General features: G+C 69.5%; 13 protein-coding genes. 4 read left to right on the top strand and 9 right to left on the bottom strand.

Annotated features, from left to right (window positions below):
* Nucleotides 1–43: 43 nt before the first annotated feature.
* Nucleotides 44–1,294, bottom strand: a complete 1,251-nt coding sequence (locus DMH01_RS31840; RefSeq protein ID WP_125681259.1) for a S8 family peptidase — start codon at nt 1,292–1,294, stop codon at nt 44–46.
* Nucleotides 1,295–1,555: 261 nt separating this feature from the next.
* On the opposite strand from DMH01_RS31840, the gene DMH01_RS31835 reads away from it, so the two are divergent.
* Complete coding sequence (locus tag DMH01_RS31835; RefSeq protein ID WP_125681257.1) at nt 1,556–2,506, top strand: hypothetical protein; 951 nt, start codon at nt 1,556–1,558, stop codon at nt 2,504–2,506.
* 237 nt (nt 2,507–2,743) lie between these two features.
* Here the strand turns inward: DMH01_RS31835 and DMH01_RS31830 are convergent, their stop codons facing one another.
* Nucleotides 2,744–4,381 (bottom strand): acyl-CoA synthetase, encoded by a 1,638-nt coding sequence (locus DMH01_RS31830; RefSeq protein WP_125681255.1) that lies wholly within the window; start codon nt 4,379–4,381, stop codon nt 2,744–2,746.
* Between the two features lie 150 nt (nt 4,382–4,531).
* Between DMH01_RS31830 and DMH01_RS31825 the strand changes: the two genes are divergently transcribed.
* Nucleotides 4,532–6,238: a bifunctional 3'-5' exonuclease/DNA polymerase gene (locus DMH01_RS31825; protein ID WP_199745704.1), complete on the top strand. Its 1,707-nt coding sequence runs from the start codon at nt 4,532–4,534 to the stop codon at nt 6,236–6,238.
* 189 nt (nt 6,239–6,427) lie between these two features.
* Here the strand turns inward: DMH01_RS31825 and hrpA are convergent, their stop codons facing one another.
* From hrpA to DMH01_RS31795, 6 genes are all read right to left on the bottom strand, one after another.
* Complete coding sequence (hrpA, locus tag DMH01_RS31820; RefSeq protein WP_125681251.1) at nt 6,428–10,312, bottom strand: ATP-dependent RNA helicase HrpA; 3,885 nt, start codon at nt 10,310–10,312, stop codon at nt 6,428–6,430.
* 69 nt (nt 10,313–10,381) lie between these two features.
* Nucleotides 10,382–11,545, bottom strand: a complete 1,164-nt coding sequence (locus tag DMH01_RS31815) for a lactate 2-monooxygenase (protein ID WP_125681249.1) — start codon at nt 11,543–11,545, stop codon at nt 10,382–10,384.
* A gap of 13 nt (nt 11,546–11,558) precedes the next feature.
* Nucleotides 11,559–12,767 (bottom strand): cation:proton antiporter, encoded by a 1,209-nt coding sequence (locus DMH01_RS31810; RefSeq protein ID WP_125681247.1) that lies wholly within the window; start codon nt 12,765–12,767, stop codon nt 11,559–11,561.
* 42 nt (nt 12,768–12,809) lie between these two features.
* Nucleotides 12,810–13,121 (bottom strand): hypothetical protein, encoded by a 312-nt coding sequence (locus tag DMH01_RS31805; RefSeq protein ID WP_125681245.1) that lies wholly within the window; start codon nt 13,119–13,121, stop codon nt 12,810–12,812.
* A 23-nt stretch (nt 13,122–13,144) separates the two neighbouring features.
* The gene (locus tag DMH01_RS31800) at nt 13,145–13,717 is read right to left on the bottom strand and encodes a GNAT family N-acetyltransferase (protein ID WP_125681243.1); all 573 of its coding nucleotides are present in this window, start codon (nt 13,715–13,717) and stop codon (nt 13,145–13,147) included.
* Nucleotides 13,714–15,183, bottom strand: coding sequence for an APC family permease (locus DMH01_RS31795; protein WP_125681241.1), 1,470 nt, complete (start codon nt 15,181–15,183; stop codon nt 13,714–13,716). Before DMH01_RS31795 ends, DMH01_RS31800 begins: the two co-directional genes overlap by 4 nt.
* A 188-nt stretch (nt 15,184–15,371) precedes the next feature.
* On the opposite strand from DMH01_RS31795, the gene DMH01_RS31790 reads away from it, so the two are divergent.
* Together DMH01_RS31790 and DMH01_RS31785 are read left to right on the top strand one after the other, a co-directional pair.
* Nucleotides 15,372–16,013, top strand: coding sequence for a GPP34 family phosphoprotein (locus DMH01_RS31790; RefSeq protein ID WP_125681239.1), 642 nt, complete (start codon nt 15,372–15,374; stop codon nt 16,011–16,013).
* Nucleotides 16,014–16,032: 19 nt separating this feature from the next.
* On the top strand, nt 16,033–17,202 hold the full coding sequence (locus DMH01_RS31785; RefSeq protein ID WP_125681237.1) for a trans-acting enoyl reductase family protein: 1,170 nt from the start codon (nt 16,033–16,035) through the stop codon (nt 17,200–17,202).
* 160 nt (nt 17,203–17,362) lie between these two features.
* Here the strand turns inward: DMH01_RS31785 and DMH01_RS31780 are convergent, their stop codons facing one another.
* Nucleotides 17,363–18,355, bottom strand: a complete 993-nt coding sequence (locus DMH01_RS31780) for a PHP domain-containing protein (protein ID WP_125681235.1) — start codon at nt 18,353–18,355, stop codon at nt 17,363–17,365.
* Nucleotides 18,356–18,365 lie beyond the last annotated feature (10 nt).

The raw sequence follows: 18,365 nt of genomic DNA, 5'->3' as shown, positions 1-18,365 counted from the left end.
CCGGCGCCTGGAGTACGCCGGGGGCAGCCTGTCCGCAAGGGTCTTACTTGACCTGGAGCAGCTTGTTCGCCGTTCCACCGGTCGGGTTGCTGATCTTGCCGTCCGCGGCGGCGCCGACCAGGCCTTCGGCGACCTGGGCCGGGGTGGCCTCGGGGTTCGCCGCGAGGTACAGCGCGGCGGCACCGGCGACGTGCGGCGCGGCCATCGAGGTACCACTGATGGTGTTGGTGGCGTCGTCACCGGTCGCCCACGACGAGGTGATGTCGACGCCCGGCGCGTACAGGTCGACGACCGAACCGTAGTTCGAGAAGCTGGCCTGCTTGTCGGTCTTGTCGCTGGCGGCCACCGTGATGGCCTCCTTCACCCTGGCGGGCGAAGTGGTGCCGGCGTCGGAGGACTCGTTGCCCGCCGCGAGCGCGAAGGTCACGCCCTTGTCGATGGCGCCCTTGACCGCCGCGTCCAGGGCGTCGTCCGCGCCGCCGCCCAGGCTCATGTTGGCGACCGACGGGCCCTTGGCGTTCGCCGCGACCCAGTCGACACCGGCGACGACACCCTCGGTGGTGCCGCTGCCGTTGGCGTCCAGCACGCGGACGCCAACGATCTTCACGCCCTTGGCCAGACCGTGGTCCGTGCCGCCGATGGTGCCGGCGACGTGCGTTCCGTGACCGTGCTCGTCGTTGGGGGTGTCGTCGTTGTCGACGAAGTCCTTGCCGCCGGCGGCGCGGTCACCGAAGTCCTTGTGCGAGCCGCGGACACCGGTGTCGATGACGTAGGCGGTGACGTTGTCGGCCTTCGTCGGGTAGGTGTACTTGTTGTCGAGCGGCAGGTCGGCCTGGTCGACGCGGTCCAGGCCCCACGACGGCGGGTTGTCCTGGGTCTCGCTGATCTTGAACGTCTTGTTCTGGACGACGTACGCGACCTGCGGGTCGGCGGCGAGACGCTTCGCGGCGGCCTCGTCGGCCTTGATCGAGAAGCCGTTCAGCGCCGAGCCGAACGTGCGGGACAGCGTGGTGCCGTACTGACCGGTGAGGCCCTGCGCCTTGGCGGCGACGTTCGCGGTGATCTCGTTCGCCGCGGCCACGCCCTGGCCGACCGCGGTGGGCTTGAGGACGACGATGTAGCTGCCGCCGACCGCGTTGGCCGCACCCGCGCCACGGATCTCGCCCTGCTGCTCGGCGTTGGCCGCACCCGCGCCGAACGTGGCGACCGCCGCGGTCACACCGGCGAGGGCGACTCCCGCCACGAGGCCGCTACGGGTCTTTCGGGACTTCAGGTTCTTCCGGGACTTGCTCACTGGTTCCCTTCCTGCCGCGCCGTGCGGATCACCCGGGAGGATGATCGTTGTTGAGAGCCATGCAAGCCGGTGCGCTGGTGGCCGGGCAATGATTCACAGTTACCAGTACTAGGCCATAAGGAGTAACGACGCTCGTCCGGAAAGTCGTTTTCGCCTGGCAGAAGGCGCCCCTGAAGCGTTACCTCAGACTGTTAAAGTTATTCGTGTTGTTATCAACCGGGCGGTGTCAGGGAACGGCAGACGGGGGCGGTCGGGCAGCATATGGTGGCGGGGAGCGCGGCGGACCGAGTGACCACGGACGATGAAGACCAGCCGCGTACCGCGTTCGCCACCGCGTTGAGATCGGCCATCGCCACCAGCGGCCTGAGTCTCGACCGTATCCAAGCCCGGCTGCTCGCGCGCGGCGCGTCGGTGAGCGTGACCGCGCTGAGTTACTGGCAATCGGGCAAACGTCAGCCGGAACGGCAGAGTTCGCTGTCCGCGGTCCGGGTCCTCGAGGAGGTCCTGGCGATCCCCGCCGGTTCGCTGCTCAGCCTGCTGCCGCCGCCACGGCCGCGCGGGGCGTCGTCACGCCGCAGCCGGGCGACCACCGAGCAGCCGCTGACCTTCCCGCTCGAAGCGCTCCAGGCGTTGCTGGAGAAGGTCGGCGCGCCCAACGCGCTCGAACAGCACCATCAGCTGAAACTCGTCGGCCTGCACGACCTGTGCGAGATCGCCGAGGACGGCGGGCAACGCGCGGTGACCGCGCGGGCGGTGTTCCAGGCGGGCGCGGACGGGCAGGACCGCTGGCTGCTGGTCTACGCCCAGGGCGATCCGGAGGCCGGGCCGCCGGTGCTGAACACGCTGCGCAACTGTCATGTCGGTCGCGCCGAGGTCGACGACGAGCACGGGCTCACGGTCGCCGAACTGCTCTTCGACCGGCCCATCGACCGCGGCGAGACACACCTGATCGAGTACTCGCTGTCCAACCCCGGGCCGCCGTACCCGGAATGCCGGAACACGCATTACCGCGAGTTCCGGCGTCCCGTGCGCGAGTACCTGTTGGAGGTCCGGTTCGACCCGGGCACCGTCCCGGCGAAATGCTGGCAATATTCGCGCCAAGGCACCTCCCCGCTGGACCGGAAGGAACTGAAACCGGACCAGGGCAACGGCGTCCACGCCGTCGCGCTGGACTTCGGCCCGGGCGTCTTCGGCATCGACTGGGAGTACTGAAGGCACCTACGTGGATTCAGGCCGCGGTCGTTCCTAGCCCCAGTCCGTGAAGGCCTCCTTGAGGGACTCTGGGTCCCGCAAGGAGGCCTTCACGGAATCGGTTATCGCCACGTGCACCCCACTGGTAACACCAGTCACAACGCTTGCGCGTGAAAGCCACCTTCCGCGGTACATGAAGGACCCCATCCTTGCGCCTAGGTACAAGAAGGGGGCCTTCATGTACTTCCGGCCGCCGCGTCAGCGCAGCTTGTTGCGCAGTACCTTCCCGGTCGCGTTGCGCGGTAGCTCGTCGAGGAACTCCACGTCGCGCGGCACCTTGTACCGGGCGAGGTTGGCCTTGACGTAGTCCCGCACGCCGTCGACGTCCAGGTCCGACTTCTCGGCCCGCACCACGAACGCCTTCAGCCGCTGCCCGAACTCGGGATCCTCGACGCCGACGACCGCGGCCTCGATGACGTCCTCGCGTTCGACCAGGAGGTTCTCCACCTCGATCGGGAAGACGTTCTCACCGCCGGAGACGATCATTTCGTCGTCGCGGCCGTCGATGAACAGCAGGCCGTCTTCGTCGAAATGGCCGACGTCGCCGCTGGAGAGCAGCCCGTCGATGATCTCCTTGTTGCGCCCGTCGGTGTAGCCCTGGAAGCTCAGCCCGCTGCCGACGAACACGCGGCCGGTGACATGCGGCTCGGTGATCTTGCCGCCCTTTTCGTCGTACAGCGCCACCTTGCAGCCCACCGGCGCGCGGCCGACGGTGCCCGGTGCCTTGCGCCAGTCCTCGGGCGTCGCGACCGTCGCGACCGCGACCTCGGTGGAGCCGTAGAGGTTGTGCACGACGTCGCCGAACGCGGCGGTCGCGCGGTTCCCCAGATCCGGTGACAACGCGGAGCCCGCGACGAAGATGATCCGCAGGCACGAGGTGTCGTATTTGGCGCGGAGCTCCTCGGGCAGGTCGACGATCCGCTGCAGCATCGTCGGCACGAGGACCAGCGTGGTGCAGCGGTTCTCCGCGACGCCGCGCAACGTCTCCTCCGGCACGAACTTGCGCCGCATGACGACCTTCGAGCCGAGCGCGAAGGACAGGATGAACTGCGACAACCCGGTGCCGTGGAACAGCGGCGCGCCCATGTAGGTCGCCTCGCCGGTCCGCAGCGGGATGCGGTCGAGGAACTGCGCGGAGGCCAGCGCGGAGGTGTGCGGCCGCGGAGCACCCTTCGGTGTCCCGGTGGTTCCGCTGGTCAGCAGGATGAACCCGCCCGGTTTGGCAGGCGCGGGCCACGGGCGGTCGTCGGTGCTGGCGACCAGTTCGGTGACGATCGGGATCTCGTGCCCGGAGAGCTCGGCGTCCGAATCGACCCAAGCGAGGTAGTGGTCGACGTCGCCCTCGACCGCGTCCAGCAGATCGGTGAACTCCTGGTCGTACACGAGCGCGGTGACGCCTTCGCGCTTCGCGACGTCCGCGAGCTGGGGTTTGGCGAACCCGGTGTTCATCAGCAGCAGCTTGGCGCCGAGCTTGCCCGAAGCGAGCATCGTCAGCACGAGACCCCGGTGGTCACGGCACAGCGCGGCGATCACCGAACCCGGGCCGAGGCCGCGTTCGGACCACGCCCTGGCCAGCGCGTTCGACTGCGTGTCGAGCTGCTTGAAGGTCAGCGGGCCGAGCTCGTCGATGATTCCGGTCGCGGTCGGGTCCCGGCGGGCGGCGATCATGTTCGCGCCGGCGAACGGGCCCCATTTGCGCACCATGACCAGCGAACGCAGGCCCTCGTCGACCCGTGGGATGGGGAGCAGGCCCGCTTGGCGCATCACGTCGATGCTGCGCACGGTCTCGGTCACCTTGCCCGCCACCAGGGTGGCGAGGCCGGTGGGGTTTCTCATCCGGGCACCTCCGTTGCTGCTGCGGCGAGACACCATGCCCCCGGCGGTTCGCGTACCGGCGGTATGGGGTTGCTACTCGACAGTAGCCGACCGATAGCGCAGGCGCACTAGCCGTCTGGTGACAGAAATGTCGGAGGGAACCACCACAATGTGAGTGTGCAGGCGATCGCAGGTCAAGAGGAGGATGGCGACTTCTCGATCGCTTTTTCCGGGCAGCCGCCGCGGCGGGGCATGAAGTTCGCGGAGTTCGTCGGCGAAGTGCGGCGATTGGAGGCGGAGCACTCACCCCGATGGGTGTTCCCGTCGGTCGAAGGGGCGTATCCGGCACTGATCAAGGCGGGCGTCCGGGTGCGGCGCTGTCATGACCTGGCGCTGACCGAGGGATTGCTTCTGGCCCACGAAGGCCGTCCGCAGGAGTCACGGAGCCTGCGTGCCGCGCTGGCCAGGGCGAACGGGCAGGAGGCACCCGCCGACGAGCCCCCACTCTGGGCCGAGGACGACCAGCCGACGCTGTTCGAGACGCGGGGGCCGCGGCTGCCGTCCGGTGTCACGGTGATCGACGCGGCCCGCCGGGTGCTGGCCGAGCAGGAGAAGCGGGTCGCCGTCACCGAGCGTCCGGAGCGGCTTCGGCTCCTCTTCGCGGCGGAGTCGGCGAGCGCGCTGGCGGCCGCGGAGATGTCGGCCGATGGGCTGCCGTGGCGGGAGGACCTGCATTTGGCGTTGCTCGCCGACCAGCTCGGGCCCCGCGTTCCCGCCGGGCACCGGCCGAAGCGGCTGGTCGAGCTGGCGGCGAAGATCAGCGAGGCGTTCGGCGGACGGCCGGTCAATCCGGATGCCCCGGCCAGCGTCGTCCGGGCGCTCGGCCGGGAGGGCATCGAGGTCTCGTCGGCCAGGAAGTACCTGCTGCGCGACATCGACCACCCCGCCGTCCCGCCGCTGCTGGAGTACAAGGAGCTCGCGCGGCTGCATTCGGCCAACGGCTGGACGTGGCTCGACGAGTGGGTGCACGACGGCCGGTTCCGCCCGCATTACGTCGTCGGCGGGGTCGTTTCCGGCCGCTGGGCGAGCCGGGGCGGCGGCGCGCTGCAGATCCCGAAGATCCTGCGGACCTGCGTCCGGGCCGATCCTGGCTGGAAACTCGTGGTCGCCGACGCCGCCCAGCTGGAGCCGCGGGTGCTGACGGCGTTGTCCGGAGACCGGAAACTGGCCGAGGTCGCCGCGGCCACGGATCTGTACGCGAGCCTCGCCGAGGCGATGTTCTCCGGAGTGCGCCGCGTGCCGGTGCCCGCGTGGGACGACAGGGACGACCGAGACCGCGCGAAGATCGCGATGCTGTCGGCGATGTACGGCGGCACGTCCGGCGAGGCGGGACCGTTGCTGGCGTTGCTGCGCACCAGGTTCCCCGACGCGGTGTCCTATGTGGAGCGTGCCGCGCAGGCGGGGGAACGCGGCGAGCGCGTCCGCTCCCGGCTCGGCCGGACGTCGCCCGCGCCGTCGGAAGCCTGGCGCGCGCTGACCGGCGGCGTCGCGGAGGACGAGGCGGGCGAGCTGAAGGCACGCCAGGCGTCCCGCAACTGGGGGCGCTTCACCCGGAACTTCGTCGTGCAGGCGAGCGCGGCGGACATGACCGCGGTCCTGCTCGCGACCCTGCGGAGCAGGCTCCCCTCCCCCGCGCACCTCGTGTTCTTCCAGCACGACGAGGTCCTGGTGCACACCCCGGCCGAGTTCGCCGACGAGGTCTCGCAGTCCATTGTGGACAGCATGACCGAGGCGGCGCGGATGCTCTTCGGCCCCGCCTGCCCGGTCCGGTTCCCGCTGCACATCGCCGCCGTGGACACCTACGCCGACGCGAAGTGAGTTACGCCCCCAATCACGCGAGTTCCGTCTTCAAACACGCGAGTCGTCCGTCCAATCACGCGAGTTCGCCGCCCAATCACGCGAGTTCGCCGCCCAATCACGCGAGTCGTCCATCCCCTCACGTGCTCGGAGGGCGAACACCCGTGATTGGAGGCGTAACTCGCGTGATTGGAGGCGTAACTCGCGAGGTCAGGAGGCGGCGGCGTCGTCCAGGGCCTTGATGACCCGCTTCAGTGAGACGGGGTGGGCGGTACCGAGCGTCTGGGCGAAGAAGCTGACCCGCAGCTCCTCGATCATCCACCGGATCTCCCGCAGCGCGGGCGACGAGGTGCCTGGCGGCAGCGCGTCCAGCGCCGCCTGGTACTCGTTGCGGAGCCACGCGATGTCGCCGGTGCGCTGGATGTCGCGCGTCGGCTCGGTCGGGAGTTTCTCCAGCCGCCGCTCGATCCCCCGCAGGTACCGGACGACGTGCTTCAGCCTGTCCTGCCCGGTTTCGGTGACGAAACCCTTGTGCACCAGGCCGTCCAGCTGCGCGCGGATGTCGGCGAGCGAGTCCTTCGGGCCGCGCGTGTCGGCCAGCCGGGTTTCGACGTCGTTGGCCGCGCGCAGGATCTTTTCGACGTTGGTCAGCACGTCGAGCACCCCGGCGTTCAGCCCGGCGCGCACCTTTTCCAGCAGGACGGCGAATCCGGCCTCGTCCCACCGCGGGCCGCCGTTGTCGGCCACGAGCTTGTCGACCGCGCAGTCCACACAGTCTTCGAGCAGCGCCGCCACGGAGCCGTGCGGATTCCGGTTCAGCACGAGTTTCGAGGAGTTGCCGAGGTTGCGGGTGATGAACTTCATGGGCGACGGGATGTTCAGCCGCAGCATCCGCCGCGTGCCCGCCCACATCGACTGTTCCTGCTGGCCCGGCGTGTCCAGCAGCCGCACCGCCACGGAGCCGCCTTCGTCGACCAGCGCCGGATACGCCTTGACGTCGTGCCCGCGTTGCTTGCTCGCGAACACCTTGGGCAGCTCGCCGAACGCGGGTGTCGTCAGGCCCTCGCGCTCGATGCTGTCGGCGGCCTTGGAGATCGTCGCCCGCACCTGGCCGCTCAGATCTCGTTTGAGCGCCTCGATGTCCTTGCCCTCGGACACCTTCTTGCCGCGGACGTCGACCACGCGGAAGGTCATCTTCAGATGTTCGGGGACCGCCGACAGCTGCCACGCGTCGTCGGGGATCACCACCCCTCGCAACGCTTCCAGCTCGTCGGCGACGACGTGCAGCAGCGGCCCGTCGGCCGGGCCGACCCGCGACAACACCAGTTTCGCGTGGTCGGGCGCCGGCACGAAGTTGCGCCGGATCGCCTTGGGCAGCGACTTGATCAGCTGCGTCACCAGCTCTTCGCGCAGGCCCGGAACCTGCCAGTCGAAGCCGTCCTGCGTGACCTGGTTCAGCACCGGCAGCGGGATGTGCACGGTGACACCGTCGGCGTCCGCACCCGGCTCGAACTGATAAGTCAGCTTGAAGGTCTGGCTGCCCTGGGTCCAGAAGTCGGGGTAGTCGGCCTCGCGGATGCCGCCCGCGGTCTCGTTGATGAGCATCGTCTTCTCGAAGCTCAGCAGGTCGGGCTCGGTGTGCCGCGCCTTTTTCCACCAGCTGTCGAAATGCCGCGCGGAGACGACGTCGGCCGGGACGCGTTGGTCGTAGAACTCGAACAGCGTCTCGTCGTCGACCAGGATGTCGCGGCGGCGCGCCCGGTTCTCCAGGTCCTCGACCTCTTCGAGCAGCGCGCGGTTCTCGCGGAAGAAGTGGTGCCTGGTCTCCCAGTCGCCTTCGACGAGCGCGTGCCGGATGAACAGCTCGCGACTCACCTCGGGGTCGATCCGGCCGTAGTTGACGCGGCGGTCGGCGACGAGCGGGACGCCGTACAGGGTCACCTTTTCGAGCGCCATCACCGCGCCCTGTTTACGCTCCCAGTGTGGCTCGGAATAGTTCCGCTTCACGACGTGCCCGGCGAGCGGCTCGACCCATTCCGGCTCGATCCGCGCGTTGACCCGGCCCCACAGCCGTGAGGTTTCGACCAGCTCGGCCGACATCACGAACCGCGGCTGCTTCTTGAACAGCGCCGAACCCGGGAAGACCGAGAACCGCGCCCCGCGTGCCCCGAGATAGTCGCCCTTGGCCGGATCCTTGAGGCCGACATGCGACAGCAACCCGGCGATCAGCGACGTGTGCACCCGTTGCGGATCGGCCGGGCCGTCCGTGTTGAGGGTGATACCGAGCGGTTTGGCCAGCTGACGCAGCTGGCTGAAGATGTCCTGCCATTCGCGGATACGCAGGTAGTTCAGGTACTCGTTGCGGCACATCCGGCGGAACTGGTTGGAGGACAACGCCTTCTGCTGCTCGGTGACGTACTCCCACAGGTTCAGGTACGCCAGGAAGTCCGACGTCTTGTCCGCGAACCGCGCGTGCTGCTCGTCCGCCGCCTGCTGTTTCTCCGCCGGCCGCTCGCGCGGGTCCTGAATGGACAGTGCGGCGGCGATGATCATCACTTCGCGGACGCAGCCGTTGCGGGACGCCTCCAGCACCATCCGCGCCATCCGCGGGTCGACCGGGAGCTGCGCGAGCTTGCGGCCGGTCTCGGTGAGCTTCTTGCCGTCGGACATCTCGAACGCGCCGAGCTCCTGCAGCAGCTGGACACCGTCGGTGACCTGACGGCGGTCCGGCGGCTCCACGAAGGGGAACGCCGCGATGTCGCCGAGGCCGAGCGAGGTCATCTGCAGGATGACCGACGCGAGGTTGGTCCGCAGGATCTCCGGATCGGTGAACTCGGGCCGGGCGTCGAAGTCGTCTTCGGAGTACAGCCGGATGCAGATACCGTCGGACGTCCGGCCGCAGCGGCCCTTGCGCTGGTTCGCCGACGCCTGCGAAACCGGCTCGATCGGCAGCCGCTGCACCTTGGTGCGATGGCTGTAGCGCGAGATCCGCGCGGTACCGGGGTCGATGACGTACTTGATGCCGGGCACGGTCAGCGAGGTCTCGGCGACGTTCGTCGCGAGCACGACGCGGCGCCCGGTGTGGCGCTGGAACACCCGATGCTGGTCCGACGACGAGAGCCGCGCGTACAGCGGCAGGATCTCGGTGTTCCTGAGGTCCTGTCTGGACAACGCGTCCGCGGCGTCGCGGATCTCCCGCTCGCCGGAGAGGAACACCAGGATGTCGCCCGGCCCCTCGTGCTGCAGTTCGTCGACGGCGTCGCAGATGGCCTGCGTCTGGTCCCGATCCTGATCGGCGTCCGGGTCGTCGGGGTCGATGATCGGCCGGTAGCGGACCTCCACCGGATACGTCCGGCCGGAGACCTCCACGATCGGCGCGTCGTCGAAATGCTTCGAGAACCGCTCCGGGTCGATCGTCGCCGAGGTGATGATCACCTTGAGATCGGGGCGGCGCGGCAGGAGCTGCTTGACGTAGCCGAGGATGAAGTCGATGTTGAGGCTGCGCTCGTGCGCCTCGTCGATGATCAGCGTGTCGTACTGCCGCAGCATCCGGTCGGTCTGGATCTCGGCGAGCAGGATGCCGTCGGTCATCAGCTTGACCAGCGTGTCCTGGCCGGAGTGGTCGGTGAACCGGACCTTGTAGCCGACGGCCTCGCCGAGTTCGGTGTTCAGCTCGGAGGCGATGCGGTCGGCGACCGTGCGCGCGGCCAGCCGCCTCGGCTGCGTGTGCCCGATCTGGCCCCGGATGCCGCGGCCGAGTTCGAGACAGATCTTCGGCAGCTGGGTCGTCTTCCCGGACCCGGTCTCGCCCGCGACGATCACCACCTGGTGGTCGCGGATGGCGTCGGCGATCTCGTCCTTGCGCTGGCTGACGGGCAGCTCTTCGGGGAACGAGATCTTCGGGACGGCGTCGCGCCTGCGGGTGACCCTCAGTTCGGCGGCCTCGATGTCGGCCTCGAGCTGGGCGGCGATCGACTCGGCGTTACGCGCTTTCCGGGCACCGTCGAGCCGGCGCCGGAGGCGGTGCTCGTCGCGCGACATCAGTTCGGGCAGGCGAGCGCGCAGGGCGCCGAGCGGGGAAGGTTGAGAAGCCATGACCGGCACCAGGATAGCCGTGCGTGACGATCCGGGCCTCCGAATATGCCGGAGGCGACATCCAGCTGGTCAGGAGCGGGTGAGCGACCCCGGCGTGAGGTCGGCCAGGGTCCGGTGCCCGGACAGGCCCATGGTCAGGTCGAGGTCGGCGAGCAGGCTCCGCAGCACGTGCCGGACGCCCTCCTCCCCCGCGTGCGCCAGGCCGTACACCCACGGCCGCCCCACCAGCACGGCCTTCGCCCCGAGCGCGAGCGCCTTGGCGATGTCGGCACCGGTGCGGATGCCGGAGTCGAACAGGATCTCCAGCCGGTCGCCGACCGCGGCCACGATCTCCGGGAGCGCGTCGAGCGAGGCGATCGCGCCGTCGACCTGACGGCCGCCGTGGTTGGACACGACGATCCCGTCCATCCCGGCCTCGACGGCGCGGCGCGCGTCGTCGGGGTGCTGGATGCCCTTGAGCACGATCGGCCCGTCCCAGTGCTCGCGCAGGAACGGCAGCCGGTCCCAGGTGCTGTCGGTGCCGGTGATCATCGAGATCCAGCGCAGGATCGCGGTGGGCGGATCCTCTTCGGGCGACTTCTCGAGCAGGCTGCGGAACACCGGGTCGCTCAGCGGGACTCCGAGCCCGATGCCCTTGATGAACGGCAGGTACGCGTGGTCGAGGTCGTTCGGGCGCCACGCGAGCGTCCAGGTGTCGAGCGTGACCACGAGCGTGGTGAAGCCCGCGGCCTTCGCCCGCGCCAGGATGCTCGCGCAGACCTCGTTGTCCGTTGGCCAGTACAGCTGGAACCAGCGCGGCCCCTCGCCACTGGCCTCGGCGACGTCCTCGATGCTCGTGGACGACGCCGTCGACATGACGTACGGCAGGCCGACCGACGCCGCGGCCCGCGCGGCCGCCGGTTCGGCGCCCTCGTGCACGATCGACTGGACACCGACGGGCGCCAGCAGCACCGGAGCGGGCACCGGGGTCCCCAGCACCGTCGTCGACAGATCGCGTTCGGTGGCGCCGGTGAGCATCCGGGGCACGAGGCGCCAGCGGTCGAACGCCTCCCGGTTGGCCCGCGCGGTGGCGCCCGATCCGGCCGAGCCCGCGACGTACCAGAACGGCCCGGGCTCGAGGATCTCCCGCGCGGACTCCTCCAGCTTCGTGGCGTCGGTGGAGCACGGCGGGAAGGTCCCGCCGAGCCCCTGCAGGTAGATCTCGTTCTGGTAGCCGCCGAACCGTTCGGTCACCCAGGCCTCCTCGTCACGTCGCCCTGGCCGGCTCGTCGCGGCGGGTCGAGCCTCGGACAATACTCGCCGGTAGCAACCAGGTGAGTTTCTCGGAGCGGATGACCGCGACTGGACCGATCACGGCCAGCAGCAGGACGTAACCCGCGACGAACGGCGCGACCCGCGAGTCCAGCCCGGCGGCCGTCGCCATCGCGGCGAGCACGAGCGAGAACTCGCCGCGCGTGAGCACGGTGAGCCCGATGTTCACCCCGGCCTGACGATCGAAGCCGTTCACTCGCGCGGCCAGCGCGCCCGCTCCGAGGTTCAGCACGATCGTCAGCGCCACCGCGATCAGCACCGGCACGACCACCGAGCCGACCGCGTTCGGGTCGATGCTGAGCCCGAAGATGAAGAAGAACAGCGCGCCGAACGCGTCCCGCAGCGGGAGCACCAGCTTGTGGATCCGCGGCGCGACCTTCGAACCGCCGAGCATCATGCCGACCATGAACGCGCCGATCGCGTCGGACACCCCGACCTCTTCGGCGACCGCGGCACCCATCACCGCGACACCGACGAAGCAGACGGTCAGCAGTTCGTCGTCGGCCGAACCGAACAGCTTCGACACCACCCGGCCACCCCACCGGGCGAGCGCGGCCATCACGATCAGGAACGCGAAGGCCTTCCCGAAGTCGGCGAGCGCCGAACCGAAGCTCCCGGCGCCGGACAGCACCGGCTGCAGCAACGCCAGGTACAGCGCGAGGAACAGATCCTCGATCACGATGATGCCCATGATCAGCCGGGATTCGGGGTTGTTCATCCGGCGGGATTCGAGCAGGAGTTTGGTGACGATCGCGGACGACGAGATGCCGATGGCGCCGGCGATGACCAGCGCTTCCCTGGTGCCCCAGCCCAGCAGGAAGCCGAACGCGAGCCCGCCGCCGATGTTGAGGATCAGGTAGATCAGGCCGGACCAGACGAGTTTGCGCCCGCCCTTGGCCAGGTCGTCGAGGGAGAATTCGAGGCCGAGGTAGAACAGGAGGAAGACGAGACCGAGCCCGGCGAGCACACCGAGTTCGGCCGGATCGTCCACAAGGGACAGTCCGGGCGTGTTGGGGCCGAAGACGAAACCGGCCAGCATGAACAGGGGGATGGTCGGCAGCCCGATACGGGCGCCCGCTCTGGCGATGACGCCGGCGGCGAGGAACGCCCCGCCGACGGCCAGCAGGGCATGACCGGAACTCATGGGAGACCTCCGATGGATGGCTGATGCGGCTTGGGGACCGGGTCAGCGCGGAGGTGCCCGTGCGGGCGCCTGGGGCACCGCACGGGTGATGACGACGGGTTCGCCCTGCTCAGGGGCGTGGCCGGCGTCGGGAAGGTCGACGGTCTCCGCTTCGGCGGGAGCGTCGGCGAGGGGAACGGCTTGCCCGCCGTGGAAGGCGGGCAGCGGATGGGTCGCGAAGACGGCGACGGGGTCTTCCTTCGCGGTCCGCCCGTGCCCGTGGGGAACGGTCGGCGTGACGAAGGCGAAGACGAGCAAGATCAGAAGGAAGAAGACGGAACGGTGCCGTGTGGCGGGGGCACGGTTCGTCGTCATCTGCCCGCCACTTTACCAGTCCTTTATAGACATATCGACGGCTCCCGCCAAAGGGGCAGCATCGGCGGCCCGCCCTCGACCGCGAAAGCCAGTCCGTGATCGCGGAAACCCAGCCGCCGGTACAGTTTCGCGCTTTCCGCGCTGCTCGCCTCCAGGTACGCGGGCACCGCGCCGTACCGGTCGAGCCCGTACTTCAGCAGCCGTGCGCCGATCCCTTGCCGCTGTGCGTTCTTGCGGACGCCGATGAACTGCGCGTGGTGGTACTCGCCGCCGGGGGCGTGCTCGGTCATCACCTCGAACAACGCCGCGAGCCTGCCGATTTCTTCCCCGGTGAGGCCGTCGAACGCGTCGTCGTCCAGCTCCTCCTCCCCGGCGGGCGTCCAGAGGACGGCCGCGGACAGATCACCGGTGACGTCGACGTGTCCGCCCGCGGCGAGCGTTCCCCGCAGGACCGCCCGGTGGAAGATCGGCTGCGCCACCGCGCGGCGCTCGTCCCCGGGGAAGACCCACGCACTGACCGGGTCGTCGTGGAATGCCTCGGCCAGCACGTCGACCACGGTGTCCATTTCGGACGGTTCGGCGGGCCGGACGATCATCGCCCCGCCCTCAGCGCGACGGGCTCGTCGTCTTCGAGCGGGCCGCCGATGGCGGCGTACGTCTCGGGATCCTTCGTCCGCAACACTTCCGCGCGCAGGAAACCGGCCAGTGCCGCCACGAGCACGAGACCGGGCAGCCCCCAGCGCAACAGGAACGTCCCGGCCGGGCCGAGCAGCAGATCGAAGTTGAGCAGGATCAGCGCGAGGACGGCCGACAGCGCGAGCATCGCCGCCCCCGGCGCGATCCAGCGGCGCCAGGCGTTTTCGGCACCGCGGCGCCGCTTGAAAAAGCCGATCACCGACAGCGAGACGGCGATCATGATCACCACGACACCGGTGGAGGCCGTCGTGCCGAGCCAGGTGAACAGTTCGGTCACCGGATCGCGGCCCGCGATCGCGAACAGCGCCACGACCGCCAGTGCCAGCGCGGTCTGCGTGAGCGAACCGGCCACCGGCGCACCGGTGCGTTTGCTGGTCTTGGCCAGCGAACGCGGCAGCAGCCCTTCCCTGCCCAGCGCGAAGAAGTACCGCGCGACGGCGTTGTGGAAGCTCAGCAGCGCCGCGCACTGGCCGGTCACGAACAGCGTGTACGCGACATCGGAGAACGTCTCCCCGAGGTGCTGACCGGCCAGGTTGAACAGCAGGTCCGGGCCCTGCGCGGCCGCGGTGGTGACGATGACGTCCGGCCCGGTGCCCACGGCCAGCGCGAGCGACGAGACGACGTAGAGCACCGCGGTGAGCCCGATCGCCGCGTACGTCGCGCGCCCGACCGTGCGGCTGGGTTCCCGGGTCTCCTCGCCGTAGGTCGCCGCGCCCTCGAAACCGATGAACGCGGCGGCGGAGAACGCGAACACCGCGCCCACACCGGTGGTGAACAGGCTCGACGGCTCCAGCGGGACCCAGGAAACGCTGCCACCGGCGGGGTTCGCGAACAACGCGATGTCGACGATCGCGACGACGGCGACTTCGAGGCACAGCGCCACCCCGAGCACCTTGGCGTTGAGATCGACCCGCAGGACGCCGAGCGCGCCGATGATCAGCACCATCACCAGCGCGCACAGCCACCACGGCGGCGGGGATCCGGTGAGCGTGCCCAGCCAGGTGGACACCGACCAGCCGAACAGTCCGTAGATGCTGATCTGGATGGCGTTGTAGGAGATCAGCGTGACGAACGCGATCCCGGCGCCGGTGGATTTGCCGACCCCGTTGGCGACGTAGGGGTAGAACGCGCCCGCGTTGGTGATGTAGCGGCTCATCGCGGCGTAACCGACCGCGAACAGTCCCAGGATCGGGGCCAGCAGGAGGAACGACAGCGGCACCCCGATACTGCCGGTGACCGCGTAGTTGGTCGGGACCCCGCCCGCGATGGCGAAGAGCGGACCGGCCGCGGCCACCACGAAGAACACGATCTGCGCGGCTCCGAGCCGTCGATGGCCGAGACCGCGCCGCGGTCTTTGCGTACCCATGAACCCGTCCCCCCGGACGTCGGTTTGGCGCTGAAGGTTCTTGATCTTGCGAGAGCCATCCCACCCTAGGGCCGGCCACCCCGGCGAGGTACGTCCGTTCAGGCTAAAAACGGACCTCGGGTCGCAGTGGTCCGCGCGCTACCGCTACTTTGGCCGTCCCGCACCACAACGCCGGAGGGCGTGCCTTCATGCGTCGGCTGACCTTGGTCGATTCCCTGTTCTTCCTCGCCCACGACGAGTTCACCGGAAAACCCGCGCTGCGAGGCACGGGACTCGGCATCGGAATGGCCGGTTCCGCGCTCTGTGATCTCCTCCTCGCCGAGCGGATCACCGTGGAACGCAAACGAATCCGGCCGCTGTCACGGCGTGGCCTCGCCCATCCCCCGCTGGATCGGGTGTTCTCGGAAATCCTCCGCGAACCCGAGCGGCACACCGTGCGGGAATGGGTCGGCCACCTCCGCCACGATCTCGGGGGAACGGTCGCGGACAACCTGCTCGCCGCGGGGGTGATCGACCGCGAAACCGACCGGATGCTCGTGCGGAAGAATCACCGCTACCCGCCACGGGATCTGCTGATGTCGACGGCCGCGCGCAGCAGGGTGAGGACGGCCGTCCTCGGCACCGAGCAGCCGGATCCGCACTCGGTCTGCCTGGCCCTGCTGGCCTGGACCATCGGTCTCGACGATTTCTGCGAACCGGAACTCGACCGCGCCGGCCTGCGGGCGTGGGCCGGGTCCACGCACCGGGAACTCCCGAAGGCGCTCGCCGAACTGATCTCGGGGGTGGACGCGGTGAGCGCCGCCGTCGTCTACACCGGCGACAGGCGCTGACCGGCGGTAGCCTGGCGCCATGCCTGCCGACCGTGACCACGACGTCGTCCTTTTCGGCGCCACCGGGTTCACCGGTGGCCTGACGGCGGAATACCTCGCCCGCACCGCGCCGCCCGGTCTGCGCCTCGCCTTGGCCGGACGCGATCCCGTCAAGCTGGAAGCGTTGCGGGAAAAGCTTTTCTCGATCAATCCGGCGCTCTCCGAGCTACCACTGCTGCGGGCCGATGTCACCGATGTGGACTCGCTGCGGAAGGTCGCCGAGTCCACGAAGGTCGTCGCCACCACGGTCGGCCCGTATGTCCACTATGGAGAACCGCTGGTCGCCGCGTGCGCCGAGGCGGGGACCGACTACGCCGACCTGTGCGGCGAGCCCGAATTCACCGACAAGATGTACCTCGCCCACCACGCCCGGGCGGTCGAGACCGGCGCCCGGCTCGTGCACGCGTGCGGTTTCGACTCGATCCCGCACGACCTCGGCGCACTGTTCACGGTTTCCCAGCTGCCACAAGGGAAACCGGTCCGGATCGACGGGTACGTGCGCGCGGGAGCGGCACCGTCGGGCGGCACCTTCCTCTCGGCGCTGACGGCGTTTTCGCGGCTGCCGTCGAGTTTCCGCGCCGCACGGGATCGCACGGCGGCCGAACCGCGACCGGCGGGCCGTCGTGCGCGCGCCGCGCTGGGCACGCCCCATCGCAGCCCCGACGGTTTCTGGGCGGTGCCGCTGCCGACCATCGACCCGATGATCGTCGCCCGGTCCGCCGCCGCGCTCCCGAGGTACGGCCCCGACTTCACGTACCGGCATTTCGCCGCGATCAAACGGCTTCCGGTGGTGGCCGCCGGTGCGGCCGGGATGGGTCTCGTCTTCGCCGCCGCCCAGATCCCGCCCGCGCGACGGGCGCTGTCGAATCTGCTGAAGCCCGGCGGCGGTCCGGACGAGCAGCGCCGGGCGCGGTCGTGGTTCTCCGTGCGGTTCCACGCCGAGAGCGGCGGCGAGCGCGTCGTGACCGAGGTGTCCGGCGGCGACCCGGGGTACGGCGAGACGGCGAAGATGCTCGGCGAGTCCGCGCTGTGCCTGGCGCTGGACGACCTGCCCGCGACGGCCGGGCAGGTCACCACGGCGACCGCGATGGGGCAGGCGCTGATCGACCGGTTGAGCGACGCCGGCCTGCGCTTCGCGACCCTCTCGTGAGTGGACGGTCCTTACCGAGGGGGTCTGGAGCCGGTGTCGCGAAAGCCACTTTCGGGACATCAGACGTCTCGAAAGTGGCTTTCGCGACATGCTCACCAGGACAGTGCCGGGTGGAGCTGGTCTCGTGAGTGGTCAGGACGGTTCTAGCCGTCCTCACCACTCACGAGGCCAGCAGGTCCTCCGCGGTCCGCGTGTTGATCACCCGGTCCGGTTCGATCCCCAGCTCGGTGGCCCGCGCGCAGCCGTAGACCAGCCAGTCCAGCTGGCCCGGCGCGTGCGCGTCGCTGTCGATCGCGAAGTCGCAGCCCAGCTCCACGGCGAGGTTCAGCAGGCGCGTCGGCGGGTCGCGGCGCTCGGGACGCGAGTTGATCTCGACGGCGACCCCGTTGTCCCGGCAGGCGGTGAACACCGCCTCCGCGTCGAACTCCGATTCCGGCCGTTTCCCGCGCGCTCCCATCACCAGCCGCCCGGTGCAGTGGCCGAGCACGCGGACCCGCGGATGCTGCACCGCGGCGAGCATCCTCGGCGTCATCTCCTTCGCGGGCATCCGCAGTTTCGAGTGGACGCTCGCGACGACGAAGTCCAGCTGTTCCAGCAGTTCTTCCTCCTGGTCCAGCGTGCCGTCGAGGTGGATGTCGACCTCGATGCCGTGCAGGATCCGGAACGGCGCCATCGTCTCGTTCAGTTCGGCGACGACGTCCATCTGCCGCCGCAGCCGTTCGGGCGAAAGGCCGTTGGCGACGGTGAGCCGCGGCGAGTGATCCGTCAGCACCATCCATTCGTGGCCGAGCGCGCGGGCGGCCTCCGCCATCTCCTCGATCGGGCTGCCGCCGTCGGACCAATCCGAATGGGTGTGGCAGTCGCCGCGCAACGCCGCCCGCATCGGGCCGCCGTCGGGCAGCTTCGGCTCGCCGATCTTCTCGAAGTACGCGGGGCGGCGTCCGGCGAGGACGTCCTCGACGACGGCCGCGGTCGCCTTGCCGATATTCGGCAACGCGGTCAGCGTGCCCGCTTCGGCGCGTTTGCGCAGGTCGTCGGGCTTGACCTTGGCGATCACCGAAGCCGCCTGCCGGAACGCCCGCACCCGGTAGGTCGGCTCGCCCGCACGCTCCAGCCGGAACGCGATCTCCCTCAACGCCTGCGCCGGTTCCATGGCTACCTGT

The organism is Amycolatopsis sp. WAC 04182 (assembly GCF_003947465.1).
GTDB lineage: Bacteria > Actinomycetota > Actinomycetes > Mycobacteriales > Pseudonocardiaceae > Amycolatopsis.
The sequence above is the reverse complement of the archived record's forward strand: the minus strand, read 5'-3'. Positions and strand labels throughout refer to the sequence as shown.